Origin of the sequence: Tritonibacter scottomollicae (assembly GCF_032924845.1) — a bacterium.
GTDB classification, from domain to species: domain Bacteria; phylum Pseudomonadota; class Alphaproteobacteria; order Rhodobacterales; family Rhodobacteraceae; genus Epibacterium; species Epibacterium scottomollicae.
The window spans coordinates 1,078,703-1,104,266 of record NZ_CP136704.1 but is presented as its reverse complement, the minus strand read 5'-3'; the positions used below and the strand labels follow the sequence as shown (position 1 = coordinate 1,104,266).

At 59.7% G+C, this 25,564-nt stretch carries 24 protein-coding genes; 16 read left to right on the top strand and 8 right to left on the bottom strand.

Annotated elements, in window-relative coordinates; translation table 11 throughout:
* Window positions 1–261, top strand: coding sequence for an acyl carrier protein (locus R1T40_RS05790; protein WP_317386209.1), 261 nt, complete (start codon window positions 1–3; stop codon window positions 259–261).
* Window positions 262–295: 34 nt separating this feature from the next.
* Window positions 296–1,504 carry a beta-ketoacyl-[acyl-carrier-protein] synthase family protein gene (locus R1T40_RS05785; RefSeq protein ID WP_317386208.1) on the top strand — a complete coding sequence of 403 codons (1,209 nt, stop codon included), beginning with the start codon at window positions 296–298 and terminating at the stop codon, window positions 1,502–1,504.
* 75 nt (window positions 1,505–1,579) lie between these two features.
* On the opposite strand, the gene R1T40_RS05780 is transcribed toward R1T40_RS05785, so the two are convergent.
* Window positions 1,580–2,227, bottom strand: coding sequence for an invasion associated locus B family protein (locus R1T40_RS05780; protein WP_106163655.1), 648 nt, complete (start codon window positions 2,225–2,227; stop codon window positions 1,580–1,582).
* 518 nt (window positions 2,228–2,745) lie between these two features.
* Here R1T40_RS05780 and R1T40_RS05775 point away from each other — a divergent pair.
* On the top strand, window positions 2,746–4,290 hold the full coding sequence (locus tag R1T40_RS05775) for a helicase HerA-like domain-containing protein (protein WP_317386207.1): 1,545 nt from the start codon (window positions 2,746–2,748) through the stop codon (window positions 4,288–4,290).
* A gap of 57 nt (window positions 4,291–4,347) precedes the next feature.
* Here R1T40_RS05775 and R1T40_RS05770 read toward each other — a convergent pair whose 3' ends face one another.
* From R1T40_RS05770 to R1T40_RS05750, 5 genes are all read right to left on the bottom strand, one after another.
* Complete coding sequence (locus R1T40_RS05770; protein ID WP_317386206.1) at window positions 4,348–5,673, bottom strand: branched-chain amino acid ABC transporter permease; 1,326 nt, start codon at window positions 5,671–5,673, stop codon at window positions 4,348–4,350.
* Window positions 5,670–6,680, bottom strand: a complete 1,011-nt coding sequence (locus tag R1T40_RS05765; protein ID WP_106163658.1) for a branched-chain amino acid ABC transporter permease — start codon at window positions 6,678–6,680, stop codon at window positions 5,670–5,672. Before R1T40_RS05765 ends, R1T40_RS05770 begins: the two co-directional genes overlap by 4 nt.
* 3 nt (window positions 6,681–6,683) lie before the next feature.
* On the bottom strand, window positions 6,684–7,397 hold the full coding sequence (locus R1T40_RS05760) for an ABC transporter ATP-binding protein (RefSeq protein ID WP_106163659.1): 714 nt from the start codon (window positions 7,395–7,397) through the stop codon (window positions 6,684–6,686).
* Complete coding sequence (locus tag R1T40_RS05755) at window positions 7,394–8,185, bottom strand: ABC transporter ATP-binding protein (RefSeq protein WP_317386205.1); 792 nt, start codon at window positions 8,183–8,185, stop codon at window positions 7,394–7,396. Before R1T40_RS05755 ends, R1T40_RS05760 begins: the two co-directional genes overlap by 4 nt.
* A 107-nt stretch (window positions 8,186–8,292) precedes the next feature.
* Window positions 8,293–9,486: an ABC transporter substrate-binding protein gene (locus R1T40_RS05750; RefSeq protein WP_106163661.1), complete on the bottom strand. Its 1,194-nt coding sequence runs from the start codon at window positions 9,484–9,486 to the stop codon at window positions 8,293–8,295.
* A 139-nt stretch (window positions 9,487–9,625) separates the two neighbouring features.
* Between R1T40_RS05750 and R1T40_RS05745 the strand changes: the two genes are divergently transcribed.
* The gene (locus tag R1T40_RS05745) at window positions 9,626–10,732 is read left to right on the top strand and encodes a PQQ-dependent sugar dehydrogenase (RefSeq protein ID WP_317386204.1); all 1,107 of its coding nucleotides are present in this window, start codon (window positions 9,626–9,628) and stop codon (window positions 10,730–10,732) included.
* Window positions 10,733–10,735: 3 nt separating this feature from the next.
* Here R1T40_RS05745 and R1T40_RS05740 read toward each other — a convergent pair whose 3' ends face one another.
* Window positions 10,736–11,740 (bottom strand): GlxA family transcriptional regulator, encoded by a 1,005-nt coding sequence (locus R1T40_RS05740; RefSeq protein ID WP_317386203.1) that lies wholly within the window; start codon window positions 11,738–11,740, stop codon window positions 10,736–10,738.
* A gap of 199 nt (window positions 11,741–11,939) precedes the next feature.
* Here R1T40_RS05740 and R1T40_RS05735 point away from each other — a divergent pair, with 199 nt between their 5' ends.
* Window positions 11,940–13,310 (top strand): class II 3-deoxy-7-phosphoheptulonate synthase, encoded by a 1,371-nt coding sequence (locus R1T40_RS05735; protein ID WP_317386202.1) that lies wholly within the window; start codon window positions 11,940–11,942, stop codon window positions 13,308–13,310.
* 206 nt (window positions 13,311–13,516) lie between these two features.
* Here the strand turns inward: R1T40_RS05735 and R1T40_RS05730 are convergent, their stop codons facing one another.
* Window positions 13,517–14,470 carry a PAS domain-containing protein gene (locus R1T40_RS05730; RefSeq protein WP_317386951.1) on the bottom strand — a complete coding sequence of 318 codons (954 nt, stop codon included), beginning with the start codon at window positions 14,468–14,470 and terminating at the stop codon, window positions 13,517–13,519.
* Window positions 14,471–14,710: 240 nt separating this feature from the next.
* On the opposite strand from R1T40_RS05730, the gene R1T40_RS05725 reads away from it, so the two are divergent.
* The 11 genes from R1T40_RS05725 (at window position 14,711) to phoB (ending at window position 25,552) form a co-directional block, all read left to right on the top strand.
* Window positions 14,711–15,607 (top strand): YicC/YloC family endoribonuclease, encoded by an 897-nt coding sequence (locus tag R1T40_RS05725; protein WP_317386201.1) that lies wholly within the window; start codon window positions 14,711–14,713, stop codon window positions 15,605–15,607.
* A 15-nt stretch (window positions 15,608–15,622) separates the two neighbouring features.
* Window positions 15,623–16,276, top strand: a complete 654-nt coding sequence (gene gmk, locus R1T40_RS05720; protein ID WP_317386200.1) for a guanylate kinase — start codon at window positions 15,623–15,625, stop codon at window positions 16,274–16,276.
* A complete protein-coding gene (locus tag R1T40_RS05715) occupies window positions 16,273–16,794 on the top strand; it encodes a gamma carbonic anhydrase family protein (protein WP_317386199.1) in 522 nt (173 codons plus the stop codon). Before gmk ends, R1T40_RS05715 begins: the two co-directional genes overlap by 4 nt.
* 26 nt (window positions 16,795–16,820) lie before the next feature.
* Window positions 16,821–17,978 (top strand): trans-sulfuration enzyme family protein, encoded by a 1,158-nt coding sequence (locus R1T40_RS05710; protein ID WP_317386950.1) that lies wholly within the window; start codon window positions 16,821–16,823, stop codon window positions 17,976–17,978.
* Window positions 17,979–18,032: 54 nt separating this feature from the next.
* Window positions 18,033–19,073, top strand: coding sequence for a sensor histidine kinase (locus tag R1T40_RS05705; RefSeq protein ID WP_317386198.1), 1,041 nt, complete (start codon window positions 18,033–18,035; stop codon window positions 19,071–19,073).
* A 313-nt stretch (window positions 19,074–19,386) separates the two neighbouring features.
* Window positions 19,387–20,427, top strand: a complete 1,041-nt coding sequence (locus tag R1T40_RS05700) for a substrate-binding domain-containing protein (protein ID WP_317386197.1) — start codon at window positions 19,387–19,389, stop codon at window positions 20,425–20,427.
* Between the two features lie 94 nt (window positions 20,428–20,521).
* Window positions 20,522–21,994: a phosphate ABC transporter permease subunit PstC gene (gene pstC, locus R1T40_RS05695; RefSeq protein ID WP_106163739.1), complete on the top strand. Its 1,473-nt coding sequence runs from the start codon at window positions 20,522–20,524 to the stop codon at window positions 21,992–21,994.
* The gene (gene pstA / locus R1T40_RS05690; RefSeq protein ID WP_317386196.1) at window positions 21,991–23,319 is read left to right on the top strand and encodes a phosphate ABC transporter permease PstA; all 1,329 of its coding nucleotides are present in this window, start codon (window positions 21,991–21,993) and stop codon (window positions 23,317–23,319) included. The genes pstC and pstA overlap by 4 nt, the downstream gene beginning before the upstream one ends.
* 14 nt (window positions 23,320–23,333) lie before the next feature.
* Window positions 23,334–24,131 carry a phosphate ABC transporter ATP-binding protein PstB gene (gene pstB / locus R1T40_RS05685; RefSeq protein WP_317386195.1) on the top strand — a complete coding sequence of 266 codons (798 nt, stop codon included), beginning with the start codon at window positions 23,334–23,336 and terminating at the stop codon, window positions 24,129–24,131.
* Between the two features lie 17 nt (window positions 24,132–24,148).
* Window positions 24,149–24,859, top strand: coding sequence for a phosphate signaling complex protein PhoU (gene phoU, locus R1T40_RS05680; RefSeq protein WP_106163673.1), 711 nt, complete (start codon window positions 24,149–24,151; stop codon window positions 24,857–24,859).
* Window positions 24,860–24,862: 3 nt separating this feature from the next.
* Entirely contained in the window at window positions 24,863–25,552 is a 690-nt protein-coding gene (phoB, locus tag R1T40_RS05675; RefSeq protein ID WP_106163674.1) for a phosphate regulon transcriptional regulator PhoB, read from the top strand.
* Window positions 25,553–25,564 lie beyond the last annotated feature (12 nt).

The window sequence follows — 25,564 nt, the reverse complement described above, 5'->3', positions numbered from 1 at the left end:
ATGAGCACGCAGGATAAGGTCATCGCAATCATCGCTGAGCAGGCGGTATTGGAGCCCTCGGATGTAACCCTCGACGGCACGCTGGAAGATCTCGGCATCGACAGCCTTGGCCTCGTTGAAAGCATCTTTGCGATCGAAGAAGAATTCGACATTACCATCCCCTTCAACGCCAACGAGCCTGAGCGGAGCGATTTCGATATCTCGAATGTCGCCGCCATCATCGCCGGGATCGACAAACTGGTCGCCGAAAAGAACGGCTGATCGCACTGGGTGTCATCGGACAAGAGGACTTGCCATGAAACGCGTTGTGATCACCGGCGCCGGAACCATCAATGCGCTCGGACATACGGTTGCCAAAACCATGGAATCCATGCGTGAAGGCCGATGTGGCATTGGCGACCTGGATTTTCGTGACGTTGATCGGCTTGCCATCAAGATTGGCGGTCAGGTCCGCGATTTCGAGGCAGAAGGCCGCTTCAACCGGCAACAGATGGTGCTCTATGATCGCTTTACCCAGTTCACGCTGGTTGCAGCGGGTGAGGCGATCCGTCAATCGGGCCTCGAGTTCACCGGCGAGTTGGCCGCGAAATCAGGCGTGGTTCTTGGCACCGCCGGGGGTGGAGTTTCCACTTGGGATGACAACTATCGTTCCGTCTACGAAGACGGAAAGAACCGGGTTCATCCCTTTGTTGTCCCCAAGCTGATGAACAACGCGGCGGCCAGCCACGTGTCCATGGAATATAACCTCAAAGGGCCCAGCTTTACGGTCTCGACCGCCTGTGCGTCGTCCAACCATGCCATGGCGCAGGCTTTCCAGATGGTCCGCAGCGGCATGAGCCCCGCGATGGTGACCGGCGGGTCGGAATCGATGCTCTGTTTTGGCGGGGTGAAGGCCTGGGAAGGGCTACGCGTCATGTCGAAGGACGCCTGCCGCCCGTTCAGCGCAAATCGCAACGGCATGGTTCAGGGCGAAGGCGCCGGGGTCTTTGTGTTCGAGGAATACGAACATGCGAAGGCCCGCGGGGCAGAAATCCTCTGCGAAATCGTCGGCTACGCCATGAGCTCTGACGCCGCCGATATCGTGATGCCCAGCAAACAGGGCGCCGCGCGTGCAATCTCCGGCGCGCTGAAGGACGCGCAGATCAATGCGCAGGACGTGGGCTATATCAACGCCCATGGCACTGGCACCGCGGCCAATGACAAGACTGAATGCGCCGCCGTGGCCGATGTGTTTGGCCCGCATGCCGACAATCTGATGATCTCCTCGACGAAATCAATGCATGGCCATCTGATCGGCGGCACCGGTGCGGTGGAGCTGCTGGCCTGCATCATGGCGTTGCGCGACGGCGTTATCGCCCCGACCATCGGCTATGAAGAGCCCGATCCGGAATGCGCGCTTGATGTGGTCCCCAACGAGGCGCGGGAAGCAACGATCGATGTTGCGCTCTCCAATGCGTTTGCCTTTGGGGGATTGAACGCTGTCCTGGCGCTGAAGCGAGTCTGACCCTCTACTCGGAACAAAAAACGCCCGCCTGAGGTTTGATCCTCGGGCGGGCGTTTTTGTTTCAGGAACCAGTTCTTACTGCTTCACGACATCCACGGCATTGAAGCCCGCGGTGAAGCCCTTCAGCGACATCGGCACAGAGACCGTGGTTTCCGGCGAAGGAGCAGGGCGCAGGCTGAAGACCGCTTCGCTGCCTTGTTTGAACGCATTGATATCTGCTTCTGTCAGGCCAATCTGTGCGACACAGCCGGCTTTATTGCAGAAGGAGAAGTTGTAGCGCTTGCCCGGCGCACCATCCACAGAGACGGTCAGACCTGCCGGCAGCAGGGTTTCCAGCGGAGCGATCACAGTCGCGCCAGCCACCGCCTGGCCGCCACCGGACGTGTCGATGCGGAACAGTGAGACTTCTGCCACGGGGCCGCCTTCTTCGTCGACAAGAACCTGGAGCAGCGAGCAAGGATCTTCATCCGACTGGGTGTTGACGCAAGCCAGATCCCAATCTCCGAATTTCTCCTTTGAGTACCGCTGCCCGACGCGCAGCGCCGCATCGGCGGGTGTGCCAAGATCCAGCAGCTGGTCTGCATTCGGCGCGGGCGCTTCTGCATCTTGCTCTGCAGTTTCTGCAGTCTGATCGGTTGTGTCCTGATCCGTCGTCTCTTGCGCCACCAGCGGCGACGCCGCGAGGAGGAGGGCAAGGGAGACCGAGCTGAGGGATTTCAACATGAATGCCTCTTTTGTTTGAATCTATCTTCGCCATTTAACATGGCATCCTGCAAGTGTCAGGGGAATAACAGCAGTAAATGGGGCAAATGACTGATTTCCGCCGATGTTCTACAGCTTGGATACTCAATCAACCATCCAACAGACAGCGCTGACAAGCCAGACATCGAAAAAGGGGGCCGAAGCCCCCTTTTACGTAGATATCTCCCCGTCGGACTGGCCGACTTAGTTATTGTTCAGAACGTTACGAGCGAAAATCGTATCGGTCAACATCCAATAGAAAAAAAATGATATTACAGCCAAAGCACCCTTTTGGCGGTGTTCTACTATGGAATTATGACAGATTGTGTCGCACCCTCGCGTCGAGACAAAAAAAGGCCGTGCACTAAGGCACGGCCAGTCTGACAGGGAGGAAGTGTCCGTTGATCCAACCGCATTCGAACCATCGGACCTCTTAACGCTGGCAGACAAAGGTTAACAATGTATTTGGGTGAATACGCGCCTTGAGGAGTTCAGCAGGCATGCCAAAGGAAGTTTTCATCGGCGGAGGGGGCGAAAGCTATGCAACGCCACAGTACCTCAGCCTAAAGTATGCCAATCGGCATGGGCTGATTGCCGGTGCGACGGGAACCGGTAAAACGGTTACACTTCAGATCCTTGCAGAGAGTTTCTCGAGCGAAGGCGTGCCGGTAATCCTGGCGGATGTCAAAGGAGATCTCTCCGGTTTGGCAAAATCTGGCAGTGCGGATGCCGCGCTGCACGACCCCTTCGTTAAAAGAGCGAAAAAAATAGGATTTACCTCGTTTGACTACCATTCGGTGCCTGTCACCTTCTGGGATCTCTTCGGAGACCAGGGGCATCCGGTGCGCACAACCGTCGCTGAAATGGGGCCGCTGCTGCTGTCACGCTTGCTGGAATTAAGCGAAGCGCAAGAGGGTATTCTGAACATTGCCTTCCGTCTGGCCGACGAACAAGGGCTGCCGCTGCTGGATCTCAAGGACCTGCAAGCCTTGCTGGTTTGGGTCGGTGAGAACCGCGATAGCCTGTCGTTGCGATATGGTAATGTCTCTACCGCTTCGATCGGGGCGATCCAACGTCGGCTGCTGGTTCTGGAAAACCAGGGCGGGGCAAGCATGTTCGGGGAACCGGCGCTGGACCTCCAGGATCTGATGCGATGTGATGATCTTGGGCGAGGTATGGTTAACGTGCTTGCCGCCGACAAGCTCATGGCCTCGCCCAAACTCTATGCAACGTTCCTGCTGTGGTTGCTGAGCGAACTGTTCGAGACGTTGCCAGAGGTCGGAGATCCGGACAAACCAAAGCTGGTGTTCTTCTTTGATGAGGCGCATCTATTGTTCGACGACGCGCCTAAGGCTCTGATCGACAAGGTTGAACAGGTGGCGCGCCTCATCCGCTCCAAAGGCGTCGGCGTGTATTTCGTCACCCAATCCCCGGATGACATTCCTGAGGACATCCTTGGTCAGCTCGGCAATCGGGTCCAGCATGCGCTGCGTGCATTCACCGCCCGAGATCGAAAAAAACTGAAACTGGCGGCGGAAACATACCGCGAAAACCCCAGATTCTCGACCGAGGGCGCCATCCGCGATGTGGGCGTGGGCGAGGCGGTCACCTCAATGCTGGAAAAAAAGGCCGTTCCGGGCGTGGTCGAGCGCACGTTGATCCGGCCGCCCTCCAGCCAGTTGGGCCCCATCACACCATCGGAACGCACGGCGGTGATGCAGGCCTCGGTCATGGCGGGCAAGTATGATGCGAGTGTTGACCGTGAGTCCGCATATGAGATTTTGAAGGCCCGCGCCGAAACAGCGGCACGCGAGGCGGCTGCGGCGGAAGAACAGGCAGAGACTGCTCCGGACCCGATGGTGCGAGAATTCAGCGCCGCCCGTCGCTACAGCGGCAGCCGGGTTGGACGGTCCACATCGCGCCGCATCGGGGGCGCAGATACTATCGCCTCAGCCATGTCAGAAGCAGTGATCAAGGAGCTGAAAGGCACAACCGGACGGCGCATCGTGCGCGGCATCCTTGGCGGGTTGTTCAAGGGGCGCTGACCGGGCGCGAGCACGCGGAAAACGGAAAACGCCGCCCACAGAGGGCGGCGTTTTTTGTTACTTTTCAGGGATCAAACCGCGTGGGCTAAACCTGAGAACCAGGAGCAATATCAAGCCCATCGTAAACAGTCGCATATGCGCCGCGCTTTCCAGAAGATGGGCGCGAAGCGCGCTGTCTTCGGCCATGCCAGAGGTGATCATTTCGATCACCAGAACGCCAAGCGGCTCGACCTTGATCCACAGGAACCAGACCAGAAGCCCGCCCAGTACCGCGCCAAAGTTGTTGCCCGAACCACCAACAATCACCATGACCCAGATCAGGAAGGTGAACCGCAGGGGGTTATAGGTGCCCGGCGTCAGCTGACTGTCGAGCGTGGTCATCATCGCGCCCGCCACACCACATATGGCAGACCCGAGAATGAAGATCTGCAGGTGACGGCGGGTGACGTGCTTACCCATTGCGTTTGCGGCCACCTCGTTGTCGCGGATCGCACGCATCATCCGGCCCCATGGGCTCTTGAGCGCCATTTGCGCCATCCACAGCAGCACCAGCAGAACGATCGCGAAGAGAGCCGAATACCCCAGTTTCACATAGATCGTTGACGCGGTGGTTGCATCGAGACCCCAGGACGCCGCCTTTTCAACAAAGGCCGGATCACCTTGCAAATCGACCTCGTAGGGCAGTGGGCGGGGCAGGCCGACCACATTCTTGACGCCACGGGACAACCAGTCCTCGTTCTTGAGAACTGCAATGATGATCTCTGCAATCCCCAGCGTGGCAATCGCGAGGTAGTCAGAGCGCAGTCCCAGCGCTGTTTTTCCGATCAGCCAGGCGACGCCCGCCGCCAGCAGACCGCCCAAGGGCCAGGCCATCAGAACCGGCAGCCCAAGACCGCCAATATTGCCTTCAAGAGCGGCGTTGATCCCCTCGACGGCCTCAACCCCCGGATCAAGAACCGCACGGTAGATCACAAAGCCGACAATCAGGATGGCCAGCATGGCCGCGGTGCGTGCCAGCCCGGCGGTCATTTTCTGGTAGGCAAGGATCGCAAGGCCGATGGTCGCGGCGCCAAGCACCAGAGCCATCAGGATCTGCTGGCCGCCCGCCTCCCAGGCGCCCGGCGTGGGTGACATGGAGGTGAGGACCACGGCAAGCCCGCCGAGCGCAGTGAAGCCCATGATGCCGACATTGAACAGACCGGCGAAGCCCCATTGCAGGTTCACCCCAAGCGCCATGATCGCGGAGATCAGACCCATATTGAGGATCGTCAGCGATGAATTCCACGAGCCGGAGAAAACACCAAAGGCAGTGGTCGTCCCTTCCAGCACCAGCAGCAGGCCGACGCCGACGAACAGAAGCGTATGTTTCAAAGTATCGCTCATACTGCTTTCCCCTTGAAGATACCTGTGGGTTTGAACAGCAGCACGATGACAAGGATCGCGAAGGACACCGCGAATTTATAATCGGTGCTCAGGAGCTGCGCGAGCCCGTCCGGCGCCAGGCTTTCGGGCAGGATGTACCCGCCGACCTTTTTCCAGGCGTAGGTGATCATGACCTCGCTCATGGCGATGACAAAACCGCCGGCGATCGCGCCGAGCGGGCTGCCAAGACCCCCAACGATGGCCGCCGCAAAGATCGGCAGGAGCAACTGGAAGTAAGTGAACGGTTTGAAAGACTTATCAAGCCCGTAAAGCGTGCCTGCGATCGTCGCCAGTGCCGCCACGATCAGCCATGTGATGATCACCACACGCTCCGGATTGATGCCTGACAGCAGCGCCAGATCTTCGTTGTCGGAGTAGGCGCGCATGGATTTACCGGTACGGGTCTTGTTCAGGAACCAGAACAGCAGCGCCACCACGATGATTGCAGTGATGACCGTAATGCCTTGTGAAGTCTTGATCGCAAGCCCCTCATCGAGGCCGGTCATATTCTTGAACGCCCGGGCCTTGATGATGAAACGCTCGCCATCGCCGAACCGCTGATCGCCGGGGCCGATGATAAAGCGCACGAGCCCGTTCATCATGAACATCACCCCAAGCGAGACCATAACGAACACCACGGGCTTGGCCTTTTGCTCGCGATAGAATTTGAACACGGCCCGGTCCGTGACCACCACAAGCGCCATGGTGAAAACAATCCCGATGGGCAGGGCGAGCAGCGCCGTCGGCAGGGGCCCCGCAGAGATCCCCCAGGACTGAAACAGCCAGGTGAACAGGATCGTGACCATGGTCCCAAATGCCATGGTGTCCCCATGGGCAAAGTTGGAGAACCGCAAAATCCCGTAGATCAGCGTCACCCCGAGCGCGCCAAGCGCCAGTTGGCTGCCATAGGCGATGCCGGGAATGAGCACGAAGTTTGAAAGCGCCACGAAGGCGTTGAGGAAATCCATCTCTTAGCCTCCCAGAAAAGATTTGCGCACTTCGGGATCGGCCAGAAGCTCTTGCCCGGTGCCGGTATAGGCGTTTGCACCTTGCACCAGAACATAGCCTTTGTCCGCAATTTCAAGCGCTTGCTTGGCGTTCTGTTCCACCATCAAGATCGGCAAACCAGTGCGCGCGACCTCGATGATACGGTCGAACAGTTCGTCCATCACGATGGGTGAGACACCCGCCGTGGGCTCATCGAGCATCAGAACCTTGGGCTTGGTCATCAGCGCGCGGCCCACGGCTACCTGCTGACGTTGACCACCTGACAGCTCGCCCGCTGCCTGATAGCGCTTGTCCTTCAAGATCGGAAACAGGTGATAGACCTGCTCCATCGTGTCGGAGAAATCATCGGTGCGGATGAACGCGCCCATCTCCAGATTCTCTTCCACCGTCATCGAGGTGAAAATATTGCTGGTCTGCGGCACAAACCCCATGCCCTTGACCACACGTTCCTGCGGGCTGAGGTGAGTGATATCCTCGCCCGCGAGCCGAACCGCGCCGGAGCGCACATTCAACATGCCAAAGACAGCCTTCATGCCGGTGGATTTACCAGCGCCATTGGGCCCAACGATGACGGCGATTTCGCCGGAGTTCACCGCGATGGTGCAGTCATGCAGGATGTCCGGCCCCTTGCCGTAGCCTCCCGTCATGCTGTCGCCGATCAGAAAGGGTTCGCTCATGCGTCCGCCCCCTGCAATTTATCTTTATTTTTCAAACCAGTGCCCAGGTACGCTTCGATCACCTGCTCGTTGGCCTTGATCTCGTCCAGGGTGCCTTGGGCCAGTTTCTTGCCCTCCGCCATGACGATCACCGGATCACACAGGCGGTCGATGAATTCCATATCATGCTCGATCACCACGAAGGTGTAGCCGCGTTCTTCGTTGAGGCGCTTGATCGCATCGGCGATGGTATACAGCAGCGTCCGGTTCACGCCTGCGCCCACCTCGTCAAGAAAGACGATCTTGGCGTCGACCATCATGGTGCGGCCCAGTTCCAGCAGCTTTTTCTGACCGCCGGAAATCTCGCCCGCCTTCAGGTCCGCGATATGGCTGATGGTGAGGAACTCCAGAACTTCATCCGCCTTGGCCCGCAGGGCGCGTTCCTCATCCGCGATGCGCTTGCGGCCAAACCAGGTGTTCCACAGCGTCTCACCCGACTGATCGCCGGGAACCATCATCAGGTTCTCGCGGCAGGTCATCGAGGAAAATTCATGCGCGATCTGGAAGGTGCGCAGCAATCCCTTGTGGAACAGCTCATGTGGCGGCAAGCCCGTGATGTCCTCGCCATCCATCAGGACCCGGCCTGAGGTTGGCGGCAATACACCTGCCACAACATTGAAAAGAGTGGTTTTTCCGGCGCCGTTTGGCCCGATCAAACCGGTAATGGAGCCCTTTGCAATCTCCAGCGAAGCGCCGTCAACCGCATGGAACCCGCCGAAGTGCTTATGCAAATCCTCGACGACGATCATGTCATTTTTCCCCTGCCGTCAGTTACTGCGGCCCTATTATTTGGAACAGCCCGAGGCGCATATGGCTCCCGGGCTGATCAGATTTCTATATCGCGACAAGATCCGACTTAGCGGAACTTGACCGTCGTGTTCTTGCCGTCCTGCACTTCGATCTCACGGTAGGAGCCTGCGCTCTCACCGGGGCCGATGAGGTTGACGCCAGTGGCGCCCTCATAGTCGATCTCGCCGCCATTGGCGAGGATCTCAAGCGCCTTACCCAGTTCGCCGGGGTTGATTTTCTCGCCCGGTGCATTGGCAACTTCGGTGATCTTGGACACGTAATCCTTTGGATCCACAGAGCCGGAGGCCTGCATGGCCAGCAGGAAAAGTGCAGCCGCATCATAGCTTTCGGGCGAGTAGGCAGAGGTTCCGTCGAACCCGGCTTCATTCGCCATCTCGGCAAAGATCTCTGCGCCTTCGCTGTCGGAGCCGGCGATCTGACCAAACGAGCCATTCAGGTCCGAGCCGATGTTTTCGGGCAGCGAATCACCGATCATGCCATCGGGCAGACCAAAGGTATCGAATGCACCGGTATCGAGTGCGCTCTGGATGATGCCCAGACCACCTTGGTCGAGATACCCGGCAACAACCAGGATATCGCCACCCGCAGATGCCAGTGCCGCCACTTCGGCAGAATAGTCGCCTTTGCCGTCTTCGTGCGAGGTCACGATCGTGACGTCACCACCACCGGCCTCAAACGCGGCTTGGATCGAATCCGCCAGGCCCTTGCCGTAGTCGTTGTTGGTGTAGGTGATGGCGATGCTGTCGACATCACGATCCGCGAGAATCGACGCCATGATCTCGCCCTGACGCGCGTCAGACGGGGTGGTGCGGAAGAACAGGCCGTTGTCCTCCATCGCGGTCAGACCCGGCGAGCTGGCAGACGGCGAAATCATCACCATGCCGTTTGGAATGGCGACGTTCTGCAGGATCGCGCCCGTCACGCCGGAGCAGTCGCCACCGACGATGCCGTTGGCGCCATCCGCGATCAGTTTTTCTGCGTTGGCAGTGGCCAGACCATTGTCGATGCAGCCTGTTTCGGCGCGCAGCGGGGTTACTTTGGCAGCATCCAGCAGCTTGCCAGATTCGGTGACTTCAGCCATCGCCAGCTCGGCACCAGCCGCCATGGTCGGTGCCAGGGACTCGATCGGACCAGTGAAACCAAACAGAACGCCAAGCTTAACTTCTTTGGCGTGGCCATCGGCAAACGCGGTGCCGGCGCTCAGCGCAATGGCCGCCGTCGCAGTCAGCAGTTTTTTCATTTGAAAACTCCCTTGTTGGAACAATGTTGTTCGTCAGGAACCCTATGCAAGCCCCGCAGGAAAGGGAAGAGCGATCAGACCCGCTTTTTTCTGCCCTCACATGTGGGCGCTAACACCCGCCTTTCAAAGGAGAAAGCCGATGTTTCGATGTCTCGCCTTGATCATCACTCTTGCCCTTGGCGCCGGGGTGCTTGCACCTTTCGGCGCACGCGCGATGGAAAGCAGTCAGGGAACGTTACGCGTTCAAAAGATCGCCGATGGCTTCAACGTCCCCTGGGGGTTCACCTTCCTTCCGAAGGGCGGCGTCCTTCTGACGGAACGCAACGGCGCGCTGTGGTATGTCAAGGAGGGGAGCAAACAGCAGGTCCGTGGCGCGCCTCAGGTTGCCGCAGATGGGCAAGGCGGTCTTTTGGATGTCGTTGCTGCACGCGATTTCGCCCAGAGCCGACGCGTCTACTTTACCTTCGCAAAATCACAGGGGCGAGGAGCGGGAACCGCGGTCGCCGTCGGAACACTCAGCAATGACCTTTCAGAAGTCACTGACTTGAAAGTGATATTTGAGGCACGAGCCGGAGCCCGCGGAGGGCGACATTTCGGGTCGCGGCTGGTTGAAGCGAAAGACGGCAGCCTGTTTGTGACGCTGGGGGAGCGCGGTGATCGCCCCAGCGCACAGGATCTGTCGCGCGAGCAGGGGTCCATCATACGGATCCTGCCCGACGGTCGCATTCCGGGCGACAACCCGTTTGTGAACGTTGAAGGCGCGCGCCCGGCGATCTGGTCCTATGGCCATCGTAATCCCCAGGGCTTGGCAATGGACGATCGCGGACAGCTCTGGGGCGTCGAGCACGGGGCAAAAGGTGGCGACGAGGTCAACCTGATCGAGAGAGGACAGAATTACGGCTGGCCCGTGATTTCCTATGGGCGGCATTACTCGGGTCGCAAGATCGGCGAGGGGTCTGAGAAGCCGGGACTGAAGCAGCCGGAATGGTATTGGGATCCCTCCATCGCGCCCTCCGGCATGATGATCTACTCGGGCGCCCTCTGGCCGCAATGGCGTGGTGATATCTTTGTTGGATCTTTGAAGTTCGATTACATTTCAAGGCTCTCTGGGTCGAATCTGCAAGAGGCCGAGAAGTTGAAAGCGCCGCAGACCGGCCGCGTCCGCGACCTGCGAGAGGCCCCGGACGGGTCGATATGGTTTATCTCGGAGTATGAGGGCGCCCTCTACCGGATCACCCCGGAATGACGCTCAGGTGACCTGACGCGCGCCCTTGCTGCCACGCTCACGATAGGGCGTGGTATCGTAATGGGCGCGATAGCATTTGGAGAAATGCGACGGTGAGGCAAAGCCACAGGCCAGCGCGACGTTGATCACGCTCATATCGGTTTGCATCAACAGGTTGCGCGCTTTCTGCAGACGCAGTTCCATGTAATAGCGTTTGGGGCTGCGGTTGAGATAACGGCGGAACAATCGCTCCAGCTGGCGGGTCGACATGCCGACATCCTCGGCGAGGATGGACGGGCTGATCGGTTCCTCGATGTGTTTCTCCATCATCTGGATTACCATCGACAACTTGGGATGACGCACCCCGATGCGGGTCGGAATGGAGAGGCGCTGCACGTCCTGATCGGTCCGGATAGAGGAATAGATCAGCTGATCCGCCACCATGTTGGCCAGTTCCTCACCGTGATCTTCGGCGATGATCTTCAGCATCAAGTCGATGGAAGAGGTGCCGCCAGCGGTCGACATACGGTTGCCATCAATGACGAAGACCGACTTCGTCAGATCGACCTCCTCAAACTCTTCGGCAAAACTGTCGGAGTTCTCCCAATGTATGGTCGCACGCTTGCCGTCCAGCAGGCCGGCCTTGGCCAGCGTGTAGGAGGCCGTGCAGAGCCCAGCGATGGTCAGCCCCTTGCGGGACTCGCGCCGCAACCAGGACAGGACCCGCTTTGTGGTGGCTTTTTGCACCTCGATGCCACCGCAGAGCATGATCGTGTCATCACGTTGCAGCTCATTCAGATCAGATTCGACCTGAAAGACCGTTCCAGCAGAGCAGGTTACGGTGTCCCCGCCTTCGCCTAGGACGTTCCAGGAATATAACTCCTGACCAGCCATGCGATTGGCGATCCGAAGCGATTCCATCGCAGCGGAAAAACACAGGAGCGTGAACTGATCCAGAAGAACAAACGTAAACCGGCGATGTTTGCCATCTGAAGTCAGTTCAGGTGGCGCCTCTGGCTTGGCTTGCATGGCTCGGGTCCTTACAAAACGGGTCTTCATTGACGGTGCTGGGAAAGCCGCGCGACGTAACGTCGCGAATTCAAAAACCTGCTCACAGGATAGCACCGGGGTCAAGACGTGGAAATTCTAAACTGGCCACTGTTAGCGCTCTTCTATATACGCTTCTTTCGTAAAACCGGGTTCCAAAGTTATTTTCGGAGTATGAGCCATGAGCGATTGGCAAAAAACGAACTGGCGCAACAAGCCGCGAGTCCAGATGCCGGACTATCTGGATCAGGACGCGCTGCACTCCGTCGAAGCGCAATTGGGGAAATATCCGCCGCTGGTTTTTGCCGGTGAAGCGCGCCGCCTGAAGTCCCAGCTTGGGGCAGCGGGACGCGGCGAGGCCTTCCTGCTTCAGGGCGGTGACTGCGCCGAGAGCTTTGAGCAATTCAGCGCCGATGGCATTCGCGACACCTTCAAGGTGATGTTGCAGATGGCCATGGTGCTGACCTACGGCGCCAAGGTGCCGGTGGTGAAAGTTGGGCGCATGGCCGGGCAATTCGCCAAGCCGCGTTCCGCCCCAACCGAGACCATCGACGGTGTTGAGCTGCCGAGCTATCGCGGTGACATCATCAACGAGCTGGCCTTTACGTCCGACGCGCGCATTCCGGATCCGAAGAAGATGCTGCAGGCCTATACTCAGGCCGCGGCGACGCTGAACCTGATCCGCGCCTTCTCCACCGGCGGTTACGCAGATGTGCATCAGGTGCACGCCTGGACGCTTGGCTTTACCGAAGGTGAAAAGGCCGAGGCCTATCGCGACATGGCGAACCGGATCACCGACACGCTGGACTTCATGAAGGCGGCAGGCGTCACCAAGGACACTGCACATACGCTGCAGACGGTGGAATTCTACACCAGCCATGAAGGGCTGCTACTGGAATATGAAGAGGCCCTGACCCGTCTTGATTCGACCTCCGGCAAATGGCTGGCAGGCTCCGGTCACATGATCTGGATCGGCGACCGCACCCGCCAGCCGGACGGCGCGCATGTGGAATTCTGCAGCGGTGTACTGAACCCGATCGGTCTGAAATGTGGTCCGACCACCACCTCCGACGATCTCAAGGTCCTGATGCAGAAGCTCAACCCGGAGAACGAGGAGGGCAAGCTGACCCTGATCGCGCGCTTCGGTGCCGGCAAGGCGGGTGAGCACCTGCCGCGTCTGGTGCAGGCGGTCAAGGAAGAGGGCGCCAAGGTGACCTGGGTCTGCGATCCGATGCATGGCAACACCATCAAATCCGCCACGGGCTACAAGACACGGCCCTTCGATTCTGTACTGCGCGAAGTGCGCGACTTCTTCGGAGTACACCAGGCCGAGGGCACCATCCCCGGTGGTGTGCATTTCGAGATGACCGGCCAGGACGTCACCGAATGCACCGGCGGGGTGCGGGACGTGACCGAGGAAAACCTCAGTGATCGCTATCACACCGCTTGTGACCCGCGCCTCAACGCGGATCAGTCGCTGGAGCTGGCCTTCCTCGTCGCCGAGGAACTGTCGCGCCTGCGGACACCGGGCGAAAGCCGCGCTGCGATATAAGAACCGATTTATCGTTGCATTGACGGCCCGCATGGAGATGCGGGCCGTTTTTTTTGTGGGGATTACCGACGCCGCAAGGCCAGACAATCGACAAAAAAAGAACGCCCGGAACACATTCTGTGTCCGGGCGTCAATGCTTCAACGTCTATGTCCAGTAGGTTGAAACTTATACGTATTAGTCGCGATTTTGACTAGAATTTTAGCAATCAGTCCCGCGAAACCACCAGACGCAGATGTGATGCGTCTTTGCGCAGCTTGCCACCGCGCGGCGGCCGGGATACCAGTTTTTCCACCTCGGTTGTCGATACCGTCTCCAGCGTCACGGAGCTGGTGGTTTCGGTATCATTTCTGACCGGGGTGCGTGTCGATTTCAACGCCTCGTCATTCTCACGGCGTGCCCGATCCAGAAGTGATCTCGCCTCATCCATCAAGCTGGTGGACTTGCGTTCAAAGGACGTGCGCGGCTCAGAAAAGCCCGTCGTCTCGGACGTCTTGCCGGTCGAGAGGTCGCGCCGTGGACGGTCTTGCAGACCTGGCTCGGATACGCGCGGGGTCGCCTTGAATTCAGGCTTGTCCAGTGCGTCACCCGAAGCCTTGCCGACTTTGCGAACGTCATAGCTTTCGACGCTGAAGCGCTGCGACACACGGCTTGCGGCACCTTCGGACACCAGAACGCCCAGCGCCCGGCTGACATCGCCAAGATCGCTGCGTAGCGGTAGCAGTATCATACGCGCTGTGCGGCTGCCCCGCATGCGGGTTGCTTCGGTCTTCAGGTCGAATTCCAGAATGGAGGGGTCTTCGAACATATGCTCCAGAGCGGCGCTGATGGTCTTGCGTGCTTCTACTGTGAAGAAGGCCGTTAGCGGCATGCCACGCACTTCCATCCCGGCGAGTTCATTGACGCGCTGGCCGGCCAGACGGAACCGGGCGATTCCCGGAGCGACCCGTTCCAGAATAAAAGTCTGGCTCAGGATGTTTTCCAGCCCACGCGGATCAACCTGTGAGCGGCTGGGAATCTCATCGCCTCGACGCAGTGCGGTCCAGTATGCCTCAGCCTGACGCAGCGGCGACACGTTAGAGCGTGCGCGAAAGCGATCCATTGCTACCACCTTGTCCAACCCCGTCTTCTTGTCTGCGCCGTCGTGACCGCGAAAAATCATTTTCATGTCCTCTGCATCCGGTTTCGACATCGAACCCTGGCAAGAGACCCATGCCCAAGGGTTAACGTCAAATTGGTTACCTTGGAGTTAACATGACACAATATAGCTAAAGTTTGGACCAATAGTTTAATCAATGGTTAACACTTTAGGATAGCGCCCCTCCGCCTTCGCGCTTTCTGCTATGCGGCTGGCATTGACCCGGTGCCCTGCACCTGTATTCAGGATCAAGGAGGGACATAGATGACATTGCATTCCATGACAGGCTTTGCATCCGGGCAGGGCGCACAGGACGGGTACACTTGGATCTGGGATATCAGATCGGTCAACGCCAAGGGACTGGACCTGCGCGCACGGGTGCCGGATTGGCTTGAAGGTCTTGAAAATGAACTGAAAAAGCGCGCATCCAAGAGGCTTGGCCGTGGCAATGTGTCGATCAATCTGCGTCTGAGCCGAGCCGAGGACGGCAAGGGACAGATGCAGATCAACACCGCCGCATTGGAGAACGCCCTTGCATCCGTCCGCGCGACGCAAGCACAGGCCGAGCAGGTCGGTTTGGTGCTCGCACCCGTTCGCGCAACGGATATCCTTCAGATGCGTGGCGTGTTGGAGCAGGCCTCCGCCGAGCAAAATACCGAACATTTGGTAAAGATGCTCCTATCCGAATTCGACTCACTTCTGAATGACTTTGTTAACATGCGCGTGGCCGAGGGCGCCGCACTGTTTCAGGTGCTCACAGATCAGCTGTCCCGTATTGAAACCCTCTGCAACCAGGCCGCCCAGCGCGCTGCGGATCGTCAGCTGCAGATTGAGGACGCGCTGAAAGCGAACCTTGCCCGTGTGATTCAGAACAGTGAAGGCGCGGATCCGGATCGTGTCGCGCAGGAGCTGGCGCTGATCGCGGTGAAGTCGGATGTGACAGAGGAGCTGGACCGGCTCGCGGCCCATGTCACTGCCGCGCGCGCTCTGCTCGACACGGGAGGCCTGATCGGGCGAAAGCTGGACTTCCTGATGCAGGAGTTCAACCGAGAGGCCAACACGCTGTGTTCAAAAGCGCAGAACGCGGCCTTGACCGAAGTGGGTTTGGAACTCAAAACCGTGATCGACCAGATGCGCGAGCAAGTCCAGAACATAGAATAAGGAGCGACCCCTCTCATGGCACAGAAACAGGCACAGCGGCGGGGCCTTCTCATCATCCTGTCGTCGCCCTCCGGCGCGGGCAAATCGACATTGGCAAAGCGGCTACGGGCCTGGGACAGCGACATCAGCTTTTCCGTCTCTGCCACCACGCGCAAACCGCGCCCCGGCGAGGTGGACGGGCAGGATTACCATTTCGTCTCGGTCGACTTGTTCAAACATGACGTGGCCGATGGCGAGATGCTGGAGCACGCGCATGTGTTCGGCAATTTCTACGGCTCGCCCAAAGGGCCGGTGCAGCACGCCATCAACGACGGTCAGGACGTGCTGTTTGATATCGACTGGCAGGGCGCGCAGCAGATCACCAACTCCGATCTCGGCAAGCACACGCTGTCGATTTTCCTGCTGCCGCCCTCGATCACCGAGCTGCGGCGCCGGCTGGAAAACCGGGCGCAGGACGATGACGAGACCATCCAGCGCCGGATGCAGAAAAGCTGGGACGAGATTTCGCACTGGGGGTCTTATGACCATGTGCTGATCAACGAGGATCTCGACGAGACCGAAGAGAACCTCAAGACGATCATCAAGGCCACACGTCTGCGCCGCCTGCAGCAACCATCGCTGATCGACCACGCGCGCACCCTGCAACAGGAATTCGAGGAGCTGTCATGACCCTTTATGCCCTTGGAGCCCACAAGCCGCAGATCCACCCCGACACCTGGGTTGCCCCTGATGCCAACCTGATCGGGCAGGTGGTACTGGAGGAGGGGGCCTCGGTCTGGTTCGGCGTCACCATCCGCGCCGATCACGAGGAAATCCGCGTTGGCCGTGGCTCCAACGTGCAGGAAAACGTGGTTATGCATATTGATGCGGGCTACCCCCTCAGCATTGGTGAGAACTGCACCATTGGTCACAAGGTCATGCTGCATGGCTGCACCATTGGCGAAAACTCCCTAATCGGCATGGGGGCCACCATTCTCAACGGTGCCAAGATCGGTAAGAACTGTTTGATAGGCGCGGGCGCCCTGATCACGGAGAACAAGGAAATTCCTGATAATTCTCTGGTCATGGGCGCACCAGGCAAAGTGGTGCGCGAAGTGGACGCCGCCCTCGTCGCCAAGCTGGCCGACAGCGCCCTGCATTATCAGGAGAACATGCGCCGCTTCAAAGCGGAGCTGAAGGAGATTTGACCGTGAAGAATTCCCGCCCCTCCGTCATGCGTCCGCATGGTCTGCCCGAGAGCGCCAGCCATCCCGTGGTCACCCCGCTCAGTCCCTCTGTTGTCTATGCATCCGAGACCCCGGATGCGCTGGACGATCAGTACGAGGGCCGCGTACACGGTTATACCTACTCACGTGAGGGGCACCCAAACGCCGATGTGATCGCGCGCCGTCTTGATGATATGGAGGGGGCATCGGGTGGTGTGGTGACCGGTTCCGGCATGGCGGCGGTCTCTGCCGTTCTGATGGGGCTGTTGCAGACAGGCGAGCACGTCATCGGCGGCGATCAGCTATATGGCCGCTCCCTGCGATTGATGAAGGAAGACCTGCCGCGTCTCGGCATCGCGACGACATTGGCCGACCCCGGCGATGTGGAGGCCATCCGCGCGGCCATCCGTCCCGAGACCAAGCTCATCTTGGTGGAGGCTGTGTCCAACCCGACGCTGGCGGTGGCGGATATCGACGGGATTGCCGCGCTGTGCCGCGAACACGGTCTGCTGCTGGTCGTCGACAATACCTTTACCACGCCGCGCGGGTTCAAGCCGTTCGACCATGGTGCCGACATCGTGATCCATTCGGTGACCAAGCTGCTGGCGGGGCATTCCGACGTGATGCTGGGCTATGTGGTCGCCAAGGATGCCGCACTCAATGACCGGATGCGGGTGTTTTCCGTCACCACCGGCATGACACCAAGCCCCTTTGACTGCTGGCTGGCGGAGCGCGGTTTGCTGTCGTTTGACCTGCGCTTTGACCGTGCCGAAGCCACGGCCGCCCGTCTGGCCGACCACATTGCAGGGCTGCCGGGTGTCAAGCGCGTGCTGTATCCGACGCGTCACGACCACCCCGATCACGGGCGTGCAGAAACGCTGCTGAAGGGCAGGGGCTGTAACATGGTCAGCTTCGAGCTGGACGGCGGGCGCGACGCCGCCAATGCCTTCACCCGTGCCGCGGAGGGGCTGTCCTTCGCGCCGACGCTGGGGGATGTGGGCACCACGCTGTCGCACCCCGCCTCCTCGTCACATCGGGCGCTGTCGCCTGAGAACCGCGCTGAGCTGGGTTTGCACGAGGGGTTCTTTCGCGTTTCGGTCGGGCTGGAGGATCCAGACACGCTCTGCCGCATCTTCGAAGACGCGATCACGGCTGCCACGTCATAGTTACATTTCCCGGCTAAACAGATCGCCACGACGAAAACAACGAGGCAGAGTCTCATGTCGCAAGAGTTAATCGACGGTCTGCTGGCCGCGATACCGATGCCAGCCGTCTTGGTCGACCAGACCGAGCGGTTCATCGCGGCCAATGTCGAGGGTATAACGCTTCTGGGTCCGCAGATCGTCGGGCGGCACTTTGCCACGATCCTACGTCAACCGGGCGTCACCACGGCGATCGAGACCTGCCTTTTGGACCGCCAGCCACGCACCGCGCGCCACCTGTCCAACGATGGCGCACAGGACACGACTTTCGAGGTCACTCTGCGGTATGTTTCTGGCGTCGGCGCGGTCAAAGGCGGTGCTGTATTGGTCTGTTTTGCAGATATCACCGACCGGGAAACCGTTGGCCAGATGCGCCGGGACTTTGTGGCCAACGTCAGCCATGAGCTGCGCACGCCGCTGACCGCGCTCATGGGGTTTATCGAAACCCTGCGCGGGGCTGCACGCGATGACCCCAACGCCCGGGATCGGTTTCTCGGCATCATGGAAGGCGAGGCCAGCCGCATGAACCGGTTGGTGGGGGATCTGCTGTCCCTGAACCGGGTGGAGAGCGAGGAACGCGTGCGCCCCAAGGAGCGCATCGATCTGGTGGAGCATTTGAAGTCCACCATCAAGTCCCTCGAACCGCTTGCCGCATCCGGCGGGACGTCCCTGACGCTGGAGGCGCCGGACACGCCGGTGGACATTCCGGCGGACGCCGATCAAATTCAGCAGGTCTTCACCAACCTGATCGAAAACGGTTTGAAATACGGCGGCGAAAACGTCTCCGTGACCCTGACCGTGCTGGAACGCGACCCGGCGCTGCGATGCCCGGCTGTGCGGGTGCAGGTCATTGATGACGGCCCCGGCATCAACCCGGTGCATCTGCCCCGTCTCACTGAACGCTTTTATCGCGCTGACAACCACAGATCACGAGAGCTGGGTGGCACGGGGCTTGGCTTGGCGATCGTGAAACACATCATCAACAGGCACCGTGGCCGGTTGCGGGTGGAAAGCGATCTTGGAAAGGGTGCGACCTTCACGGTCATCCTGCCGCAATAACAGCGTCACACACGCGCGAATCTGACCCCAAACGAAGCCTTTCAGGCCCATCTGCGTCGCATCACCGGGCGTAATCTGGGGCTTGTGTGACAGCCGATTAATCTTTGCATCGTCGCATTCCCCGAGGCGTGCCCTACGTGCGGCGCGGCAAATCCCTATTTCTCGTGAGTATTTCGATTTTTTTTCAGGGCAGGGCCCGGGTCGTCATGTAACTGTTACATAGCTGTCACAAAAGCCACACCTGAGCCTTCTAGGAGGGGCTCAAGATCATCTTGGGGGTGATCGTAAATTTCTTAAACTCATGGAGACGTAGATGTCCTTTGTGAAACTGACCGCATCCACCCTGGCAATCGCAGCTGTATCGGCCACCGCAGCCGCTGCGCGTGACCAGGTGCAGGTCGCTGGCTCCTCCACCGTTCTGCCATATGCTTCGATCGTTGCAGAAGTGTTCGGTGAAAACACCGATTTCCCGACCCCGGTCGTTGAATCCGGTGGCTCCTCCGCTGGCCTGAAGCGCTTCTGCGAAGGTGTTGGCGAAAACACCATCGACGTCGCCAACGCGTCGCGCCAAATTCGCGAAAAAGAGATCAAGGCCTGCGCCGAAGCTGGCGTGACCGACATCATCGAAGTCCGCATCGGCTATGACGGCATCGTGTTTGCTTCCCAGCAGTCCGGTCCCGAGTTCTCCGCTTTTGAACCGTCCGACATCTACAACGCCATCGGCGCACAGGTGATGAAAGACGGCGCATTGGTTGAAAACAGCTTCAACTCCTGGGCCGAGTTCAACGCGGATCTGCCCGACGCAGAAATCGCGATGTTCATCCCCGGCACCAAGCACGGCACCCGCGAAGTCTTCGAAGACAAGGTCCTGTTGAAGGGCTGTGAAGCAACCGGCGCCATGCAGGCGATGCTCGACGGCGGCATGGACGAAGATGCAGCAGAAGATGCCTGCCTCGACGTACGCCAGGACGGCAAGTCCGTGGACATCGACGGTGACTACACCGAGACCCTGGCGCGTATCGACGCCAACACCAGCGGCATCGGCGTGTTCGGTCTGGCGTTCTACGAGAACAACACCGACAAGCTGAAAGTAGCGACCATGTCCGACGTGGCTCCGTCCACCGAGACCATCTCCACCGGTGAATACCCCGTGTCCCGCCCGCTGTTCTTCTACGTGAAGAAAGCCCACATCGGCGTGATCCCCGGCCTGCAGGAATACGCTCAGTTCTTCGTGGCTGACGAGATCGCTGGCCCGTCCGGCCCGTTGGCCAACTACGGCCTGGTGGCTGACCCGGAACTGGCAAAGACCCAAGAAGCTGTCGCCAATGCGACCACCATGGGCTCCGGCAGCTGATTTCAGCAGCTGACTGACGACCGGGGCGGTGTTTAACGCCGCCCCGGATCCCTTTCTGGATCTATTCAAAGACAACATGACCTCGGGGGTTACGATGCCGTTATTCTGGCTGATCTTGATCGTGCTCGTGATCGCGGCGGTGGGCTATATGCTCGGCCGGTCGCGGGCGCTGGCCAACGCGGGAGGCGACAGCAGAGAGCTGCATTCGCTGCCGTCCTACTACGGCTGGAACGTGGCGCTCAAAGCCATGGTGCCGACATTCGTCCTGTTGATCGTCTGGCTCCTGGTGCAGCCGCTCTATGTTAACTCAGTCATCTCGGGCATGATCCCTGCGAACGTGATCGACGATGGCTCATCGCGTGGGCTGGTCATGGCAGAGGTCCGCCGCGCCGCAAACGGTCTCGACAACGCGGTGGCGCAGGGCGTGATGGACGAGGAGTTTGCCCGCAACGCCCGCGCGGATTTCACCGATGTGTCCCAAGTGCTCAAGGATGCCGGCCAGATCGTGACCACGGAGGTCACACAGCCGGTTCTGCGCGCAGCCCAGCGCTACCGGATCGTGAACGCGACCGGCTACCAGATCATGTCGATTGTTGCAGTGGTGCTGGCGCTGGCCGGAACGCTGTTTGCCCTGCGCGAGACGCGCGCCCTGTTTCGCGCCCGTAATGTGGTTGAACTCGGCATTCACGCCCTGCTGGTCGGCGCGGCCTCGATCGCTGTTCTCACCACCGTCGGTATCCTGTTGTCGCTGGTCTTCAACACATGGGAATTCTTCAAGCTCTATCCGGCCTCCGATTTCTTCTTCGGTCTAAACTGGGCGCCGAGCTTTTCCGGTCGTGGCGGCTCTTCTGATCTGGGCGTGCTGCCGCTCCTGTGGGGGACCTTCTACATTTCCATCGTGGCGCTTGCAGTGGCGGTTCCGATCGGGCTTTTTGCTGCGATCTACCTGTCCGAATACGCCAGCCCGCGGATCCGGTCGATCGCCAAGCCGCTGCTGGAGATCCTCGCCGGCATCCCGACCATCGTCTATGGTCTCTTTGCGCTGCTGACCGTGGGGCCGCTTCTGCTGAAGGTCTTTGGCAACGAGGGGCTGGGCTGGATGCAAGCCGGCACAGCGGTGATGACTGCGGGGTTGGTGATGGGCATCATGCTCATACCCTTTGTTTCTTCACTGTCGGACGACATCATCAATGCCGTGCCGCAGGCGATGCGCGATGGGTCCTATGGCCTGGGTGCAACCCAGTCGGAAACCATCCGCCAGGTGGTTATCCCAGCAGCACTTCCGGGCATCGTCGGCGCCATTCTGCTGGCCGCCTCGCGTGCCATTGGCGAAACCATGATCGTGGTGCTTGGGGCAGGCGCCGCGGCCCGGCTCAGTCTCAACCCGTTTGAAGCGATGACCACGGTAACGGCCAAGATTGTCAGCCAGCTGACAGGTGACGCCGATTTTGCCAGCCCCGAAGCCCTCGTCGCCTTCGCGCTCGGCATGACACTCTTTGTGCTGACCCTGTGCCTCAACATCATCGCCCTCTACATTGTCCGTAAATACCGGGAGCAGTACGAATGACCGATGCCAGCATGGACACCCCGCCCCCTGCGCGCGCCAGGTCGCTGCGCCAAGCCGACGCCAACACCCGACGCCGCAACGCCGCTGAAAAGCGCTTTCGGGCCTACGGGATGGTGGCGATCCTCACCGGCCTGTTTTTCCTGACAGTGCTCTTCGTGTCGATCATCCGCTCGGGCGCTCCGGCCTTCACCCGTACCGTGGTCAATGTCGAATTCACCCTGACCCAAGACCAGATGGACGCCGCCGAGAGCGAACTGTTCAAGACCAAGGCCTATTCCAACCTCTTCATCGCTGCCCTGCAGGGCAAACTTGAAGAGCGCGGCATGTCGGTCGACTTTGACGAAGCCGCGATCGAGCGGCTGCTCGGCAAGGTCGGCGGCACTCTGCGCGCGCACTACAAGGAATTTCCTGACGATGTGGGCAAGCCGGTTCCCTTCGAGCTGGCCGCCTCCAGTCGCGTCGATGGCTACTACAAGGGCCGCGTGAACCGCGAGACCCTGCAGGACAGCCGGTTCCTGCAGCTCAGCGATCTGGATCTGGTGGATGCGCTGGAAGAGGCTCAGATCATCAAGCAGGCCTTCAGCTGGACCTTCATCACTGGCGCCGACTCCGGCGTGGACAACCCGGGCGGGGCCGGTATCGGCGCAGCCGTTGTGGGCTCCTTCTTCATGATGTTGGTGGTTCTGGTGCTGTCGCTGCCCATCGGCGTGGCCGCGTCCATCTACCTGGAGGAATTCGCACCGCAGAACCGGTTCACCGACCTGATCGAGGTGAACATCTCCAATCTCGCGGCGGTTCCGTCGATCGTGTTTGGTATCCTTGGCCTCGCGGTGTTCATCCAGTTCATGCATCTGCCGCAATCCGCGCCGCTGGTCGGTGGCCTCGTGCTGTCGCTGATGACGCTGCCGACCATCATCATTTCCACCCGTGCCTCGCTAAAGGCGGTACCACCCTCGATCCGGGACGCGGCCTTGGGAGTCGGGGCATCCAAGATGCAGGCCGTATTCCATCATGTACTGCCGCTGGCGGCACCGGGCATCCTGACCGGCACCATCATCGGTCTGGCACAGGCGCTGGGGGAAACCGCACCGCTGTTGCTGATCGGCATGGTCGGCTTTGTCGCGCGGGGCTATCCGGATGGGTTCGTCGCAGGCTTCACCGAGCCGAACTCGGCAATGCCGGCGCAGATCTACACTTGGGCGGCCCGCGCTGATGCGAGCTTTTACGAAAAGGCCTGGGGCGGCATCATCATCCTGTTGGCGTTCCTCCTGACCATGAATATCATCGCAATCATCCTGCGCCGTCGCTTCGAGCGCCGCTGGTAAGGGGAGCATCTCAAATGAACGATATGACAGTAGTGGATAGTACCGTGGAAGCCCAACGCACCAAGATGGCCGCTCAGAACGTCAATGTTTACTACGGCGACACCCACGCCATCAAAGACGTCAATGTGGAGATCGAAGACAAGACCGTCACGGCCTTCATCGGCCCGTCCGGTTGTGGCAAGTCGACCTTCCTGCGGTGCCTCAACCGCATGAACGACACGATCGACATTTGCCGGGTCACCGGGGACATCCTGCTTGAGGGCGAGGATATCTATGACAAGCGTGTCGATCCGGTGCAGCTGCGGGCACAGGTGGGCATGGTGTTTCAAAAGCCGAACCCGTTTCCAAAATCGATCTACGACAATGTGGCCTATGGTCCCCGCATCCACGGTCTTGCCAAGAACAAGGCCGACCTGGACGAAATCGTCGAGAGATCCCTGCGCCGCGGTGCCATCTGGGACGAGGTGAAGGACCGTCTGCAGTCCCCCGGCACCGGCCTTTCGGGCGGTCAGCAGCAGCGTCTGTGCATCGCCCGCGCAGTGGCCACTGAGCCAGAGGTCCTGTTGATGGACGAACCCTGCTCGGCCCTGGACCCGATCGCCACCGCACAGGTCGAGGAGCTGATCGACGAGCTGCGCGAAAGCTACTCTGTCGTGATCGTGACGCACTCCATGCAGCAGGCCGCTCGGGTGAGCCAGAAAACCGCCTTCTTCCACCTTGGCAACCTCGTGGAATTCGGTCCGACCGGTCAGATCTTTACCAACCCCGAAGATCCTCGCACCGAAAGCTACATCACCGGCCGCATAGGCTAAGGTAGAGAGACAGTCTGATGGAAGAGCAACACATTGCATCCGCATTTGATCGGGACCTCGAGGCAATCCAGGCCCGGATCATGAAAATGGGTGGCCTCGTGGAGGCCGCTATCATGGAAGCCGCCCGCGCATTGGAAACCCGCGACGAGGAGCTTGCGGCGAAGGTCGTTAAGGAAGACGCCGCGATCGATGGCCTTGAAGAACTGATCAACGAAGATGCCGCACGGGTGATCGCAATCCGCGCCCCGGCCGCAGTTGACCTGCGCGTCGTCCTCAGCGTGATGAAGATCTCCGGTCACCTCGAGCGGATCGGCGACTATGCCAAGAACATGGCCAAGCGTACCAGCGTTCTCGCCCAGAGCCCGGCCGTTGCAGACAGCGCCGCAGCCCTGCGCCGCATGGCCCGCGAAGTCGAACTGATGCTGAAGGATGCGCTGGACAGCTACATCCAGCGCGATCACGAACTGGCCCGCGATGTCATCGACCGCGATCGCGACGTCGACCAGATGTACAACGCGCTGTTCCGCGAGTTCCTAACCCACATGATGGAAGATCCGCGCAACATCACGTCCTGCATGCACCTGCATTTCATTGCCAAGAACGTTGAACGCATGGGCGACCATGTCACTGCAATGGCGGAGCAGGTCGTGTATTTGGTGACCGGCAACAAGCCGGAAGAAGAACGTACGAAGGCCGATACCACTTCGGTGTCGACCCAGGAGGTCTAAGATATGGCAGCCGATCAGCCCACTGTACTGGTCGTCGAGGACGAACTGGCCCAGCGTGAAGTGCTGGCCTATAATCTGGAGGCCGACGGCTTCCGGGTCATCAAGGCAGAAAACGGTGAAGAAGCATTGCTCCTCGTGGACGAGGACATGCCCGATATCATCGTATTGGACTGGATGATGCCCAATCTGACGGGTATCGAGGTTTGCCGCCGTTTGAAATCGCGCACTGAAACCCGTGGCATTCCCATCATCATGCTGTCAGCCCGGTCAGAGGAAGTGGACAAGGTCCGCGGACTTGAGACCGGTGCCGATGACTATGTGGTCAAACCCTATTCGGTCATCGAGCTGATGGCACGGGTCCGCACGCAGCTGCGCCGGGTGCGTCCTGCGACGGTTGGTATGCGACTGGAGTTCGACGACATCATTCTGGATTCGGAAACCCACAAAGTCAGCCGCGCCGAACATGCCCTGAAGCTGGGCCCGACCGAATTCCGCTTGCTGTCCACGTTCATGGAAAAGCCGGGTCGGGTCTGGAGCCGTGAGCAACTGCTTGATCGTGTGTGGGGACGAGACATCTATGTCGACACACGTACGGTCGACGTTCACATCGGACGGCTGCGTAAGGCACTGACACAGCACGGCGGTCAGGACCCGGTGCGCACGGTCCGCGGCGCCGGATACGCGCTTGGGTGAATACTCACCTGT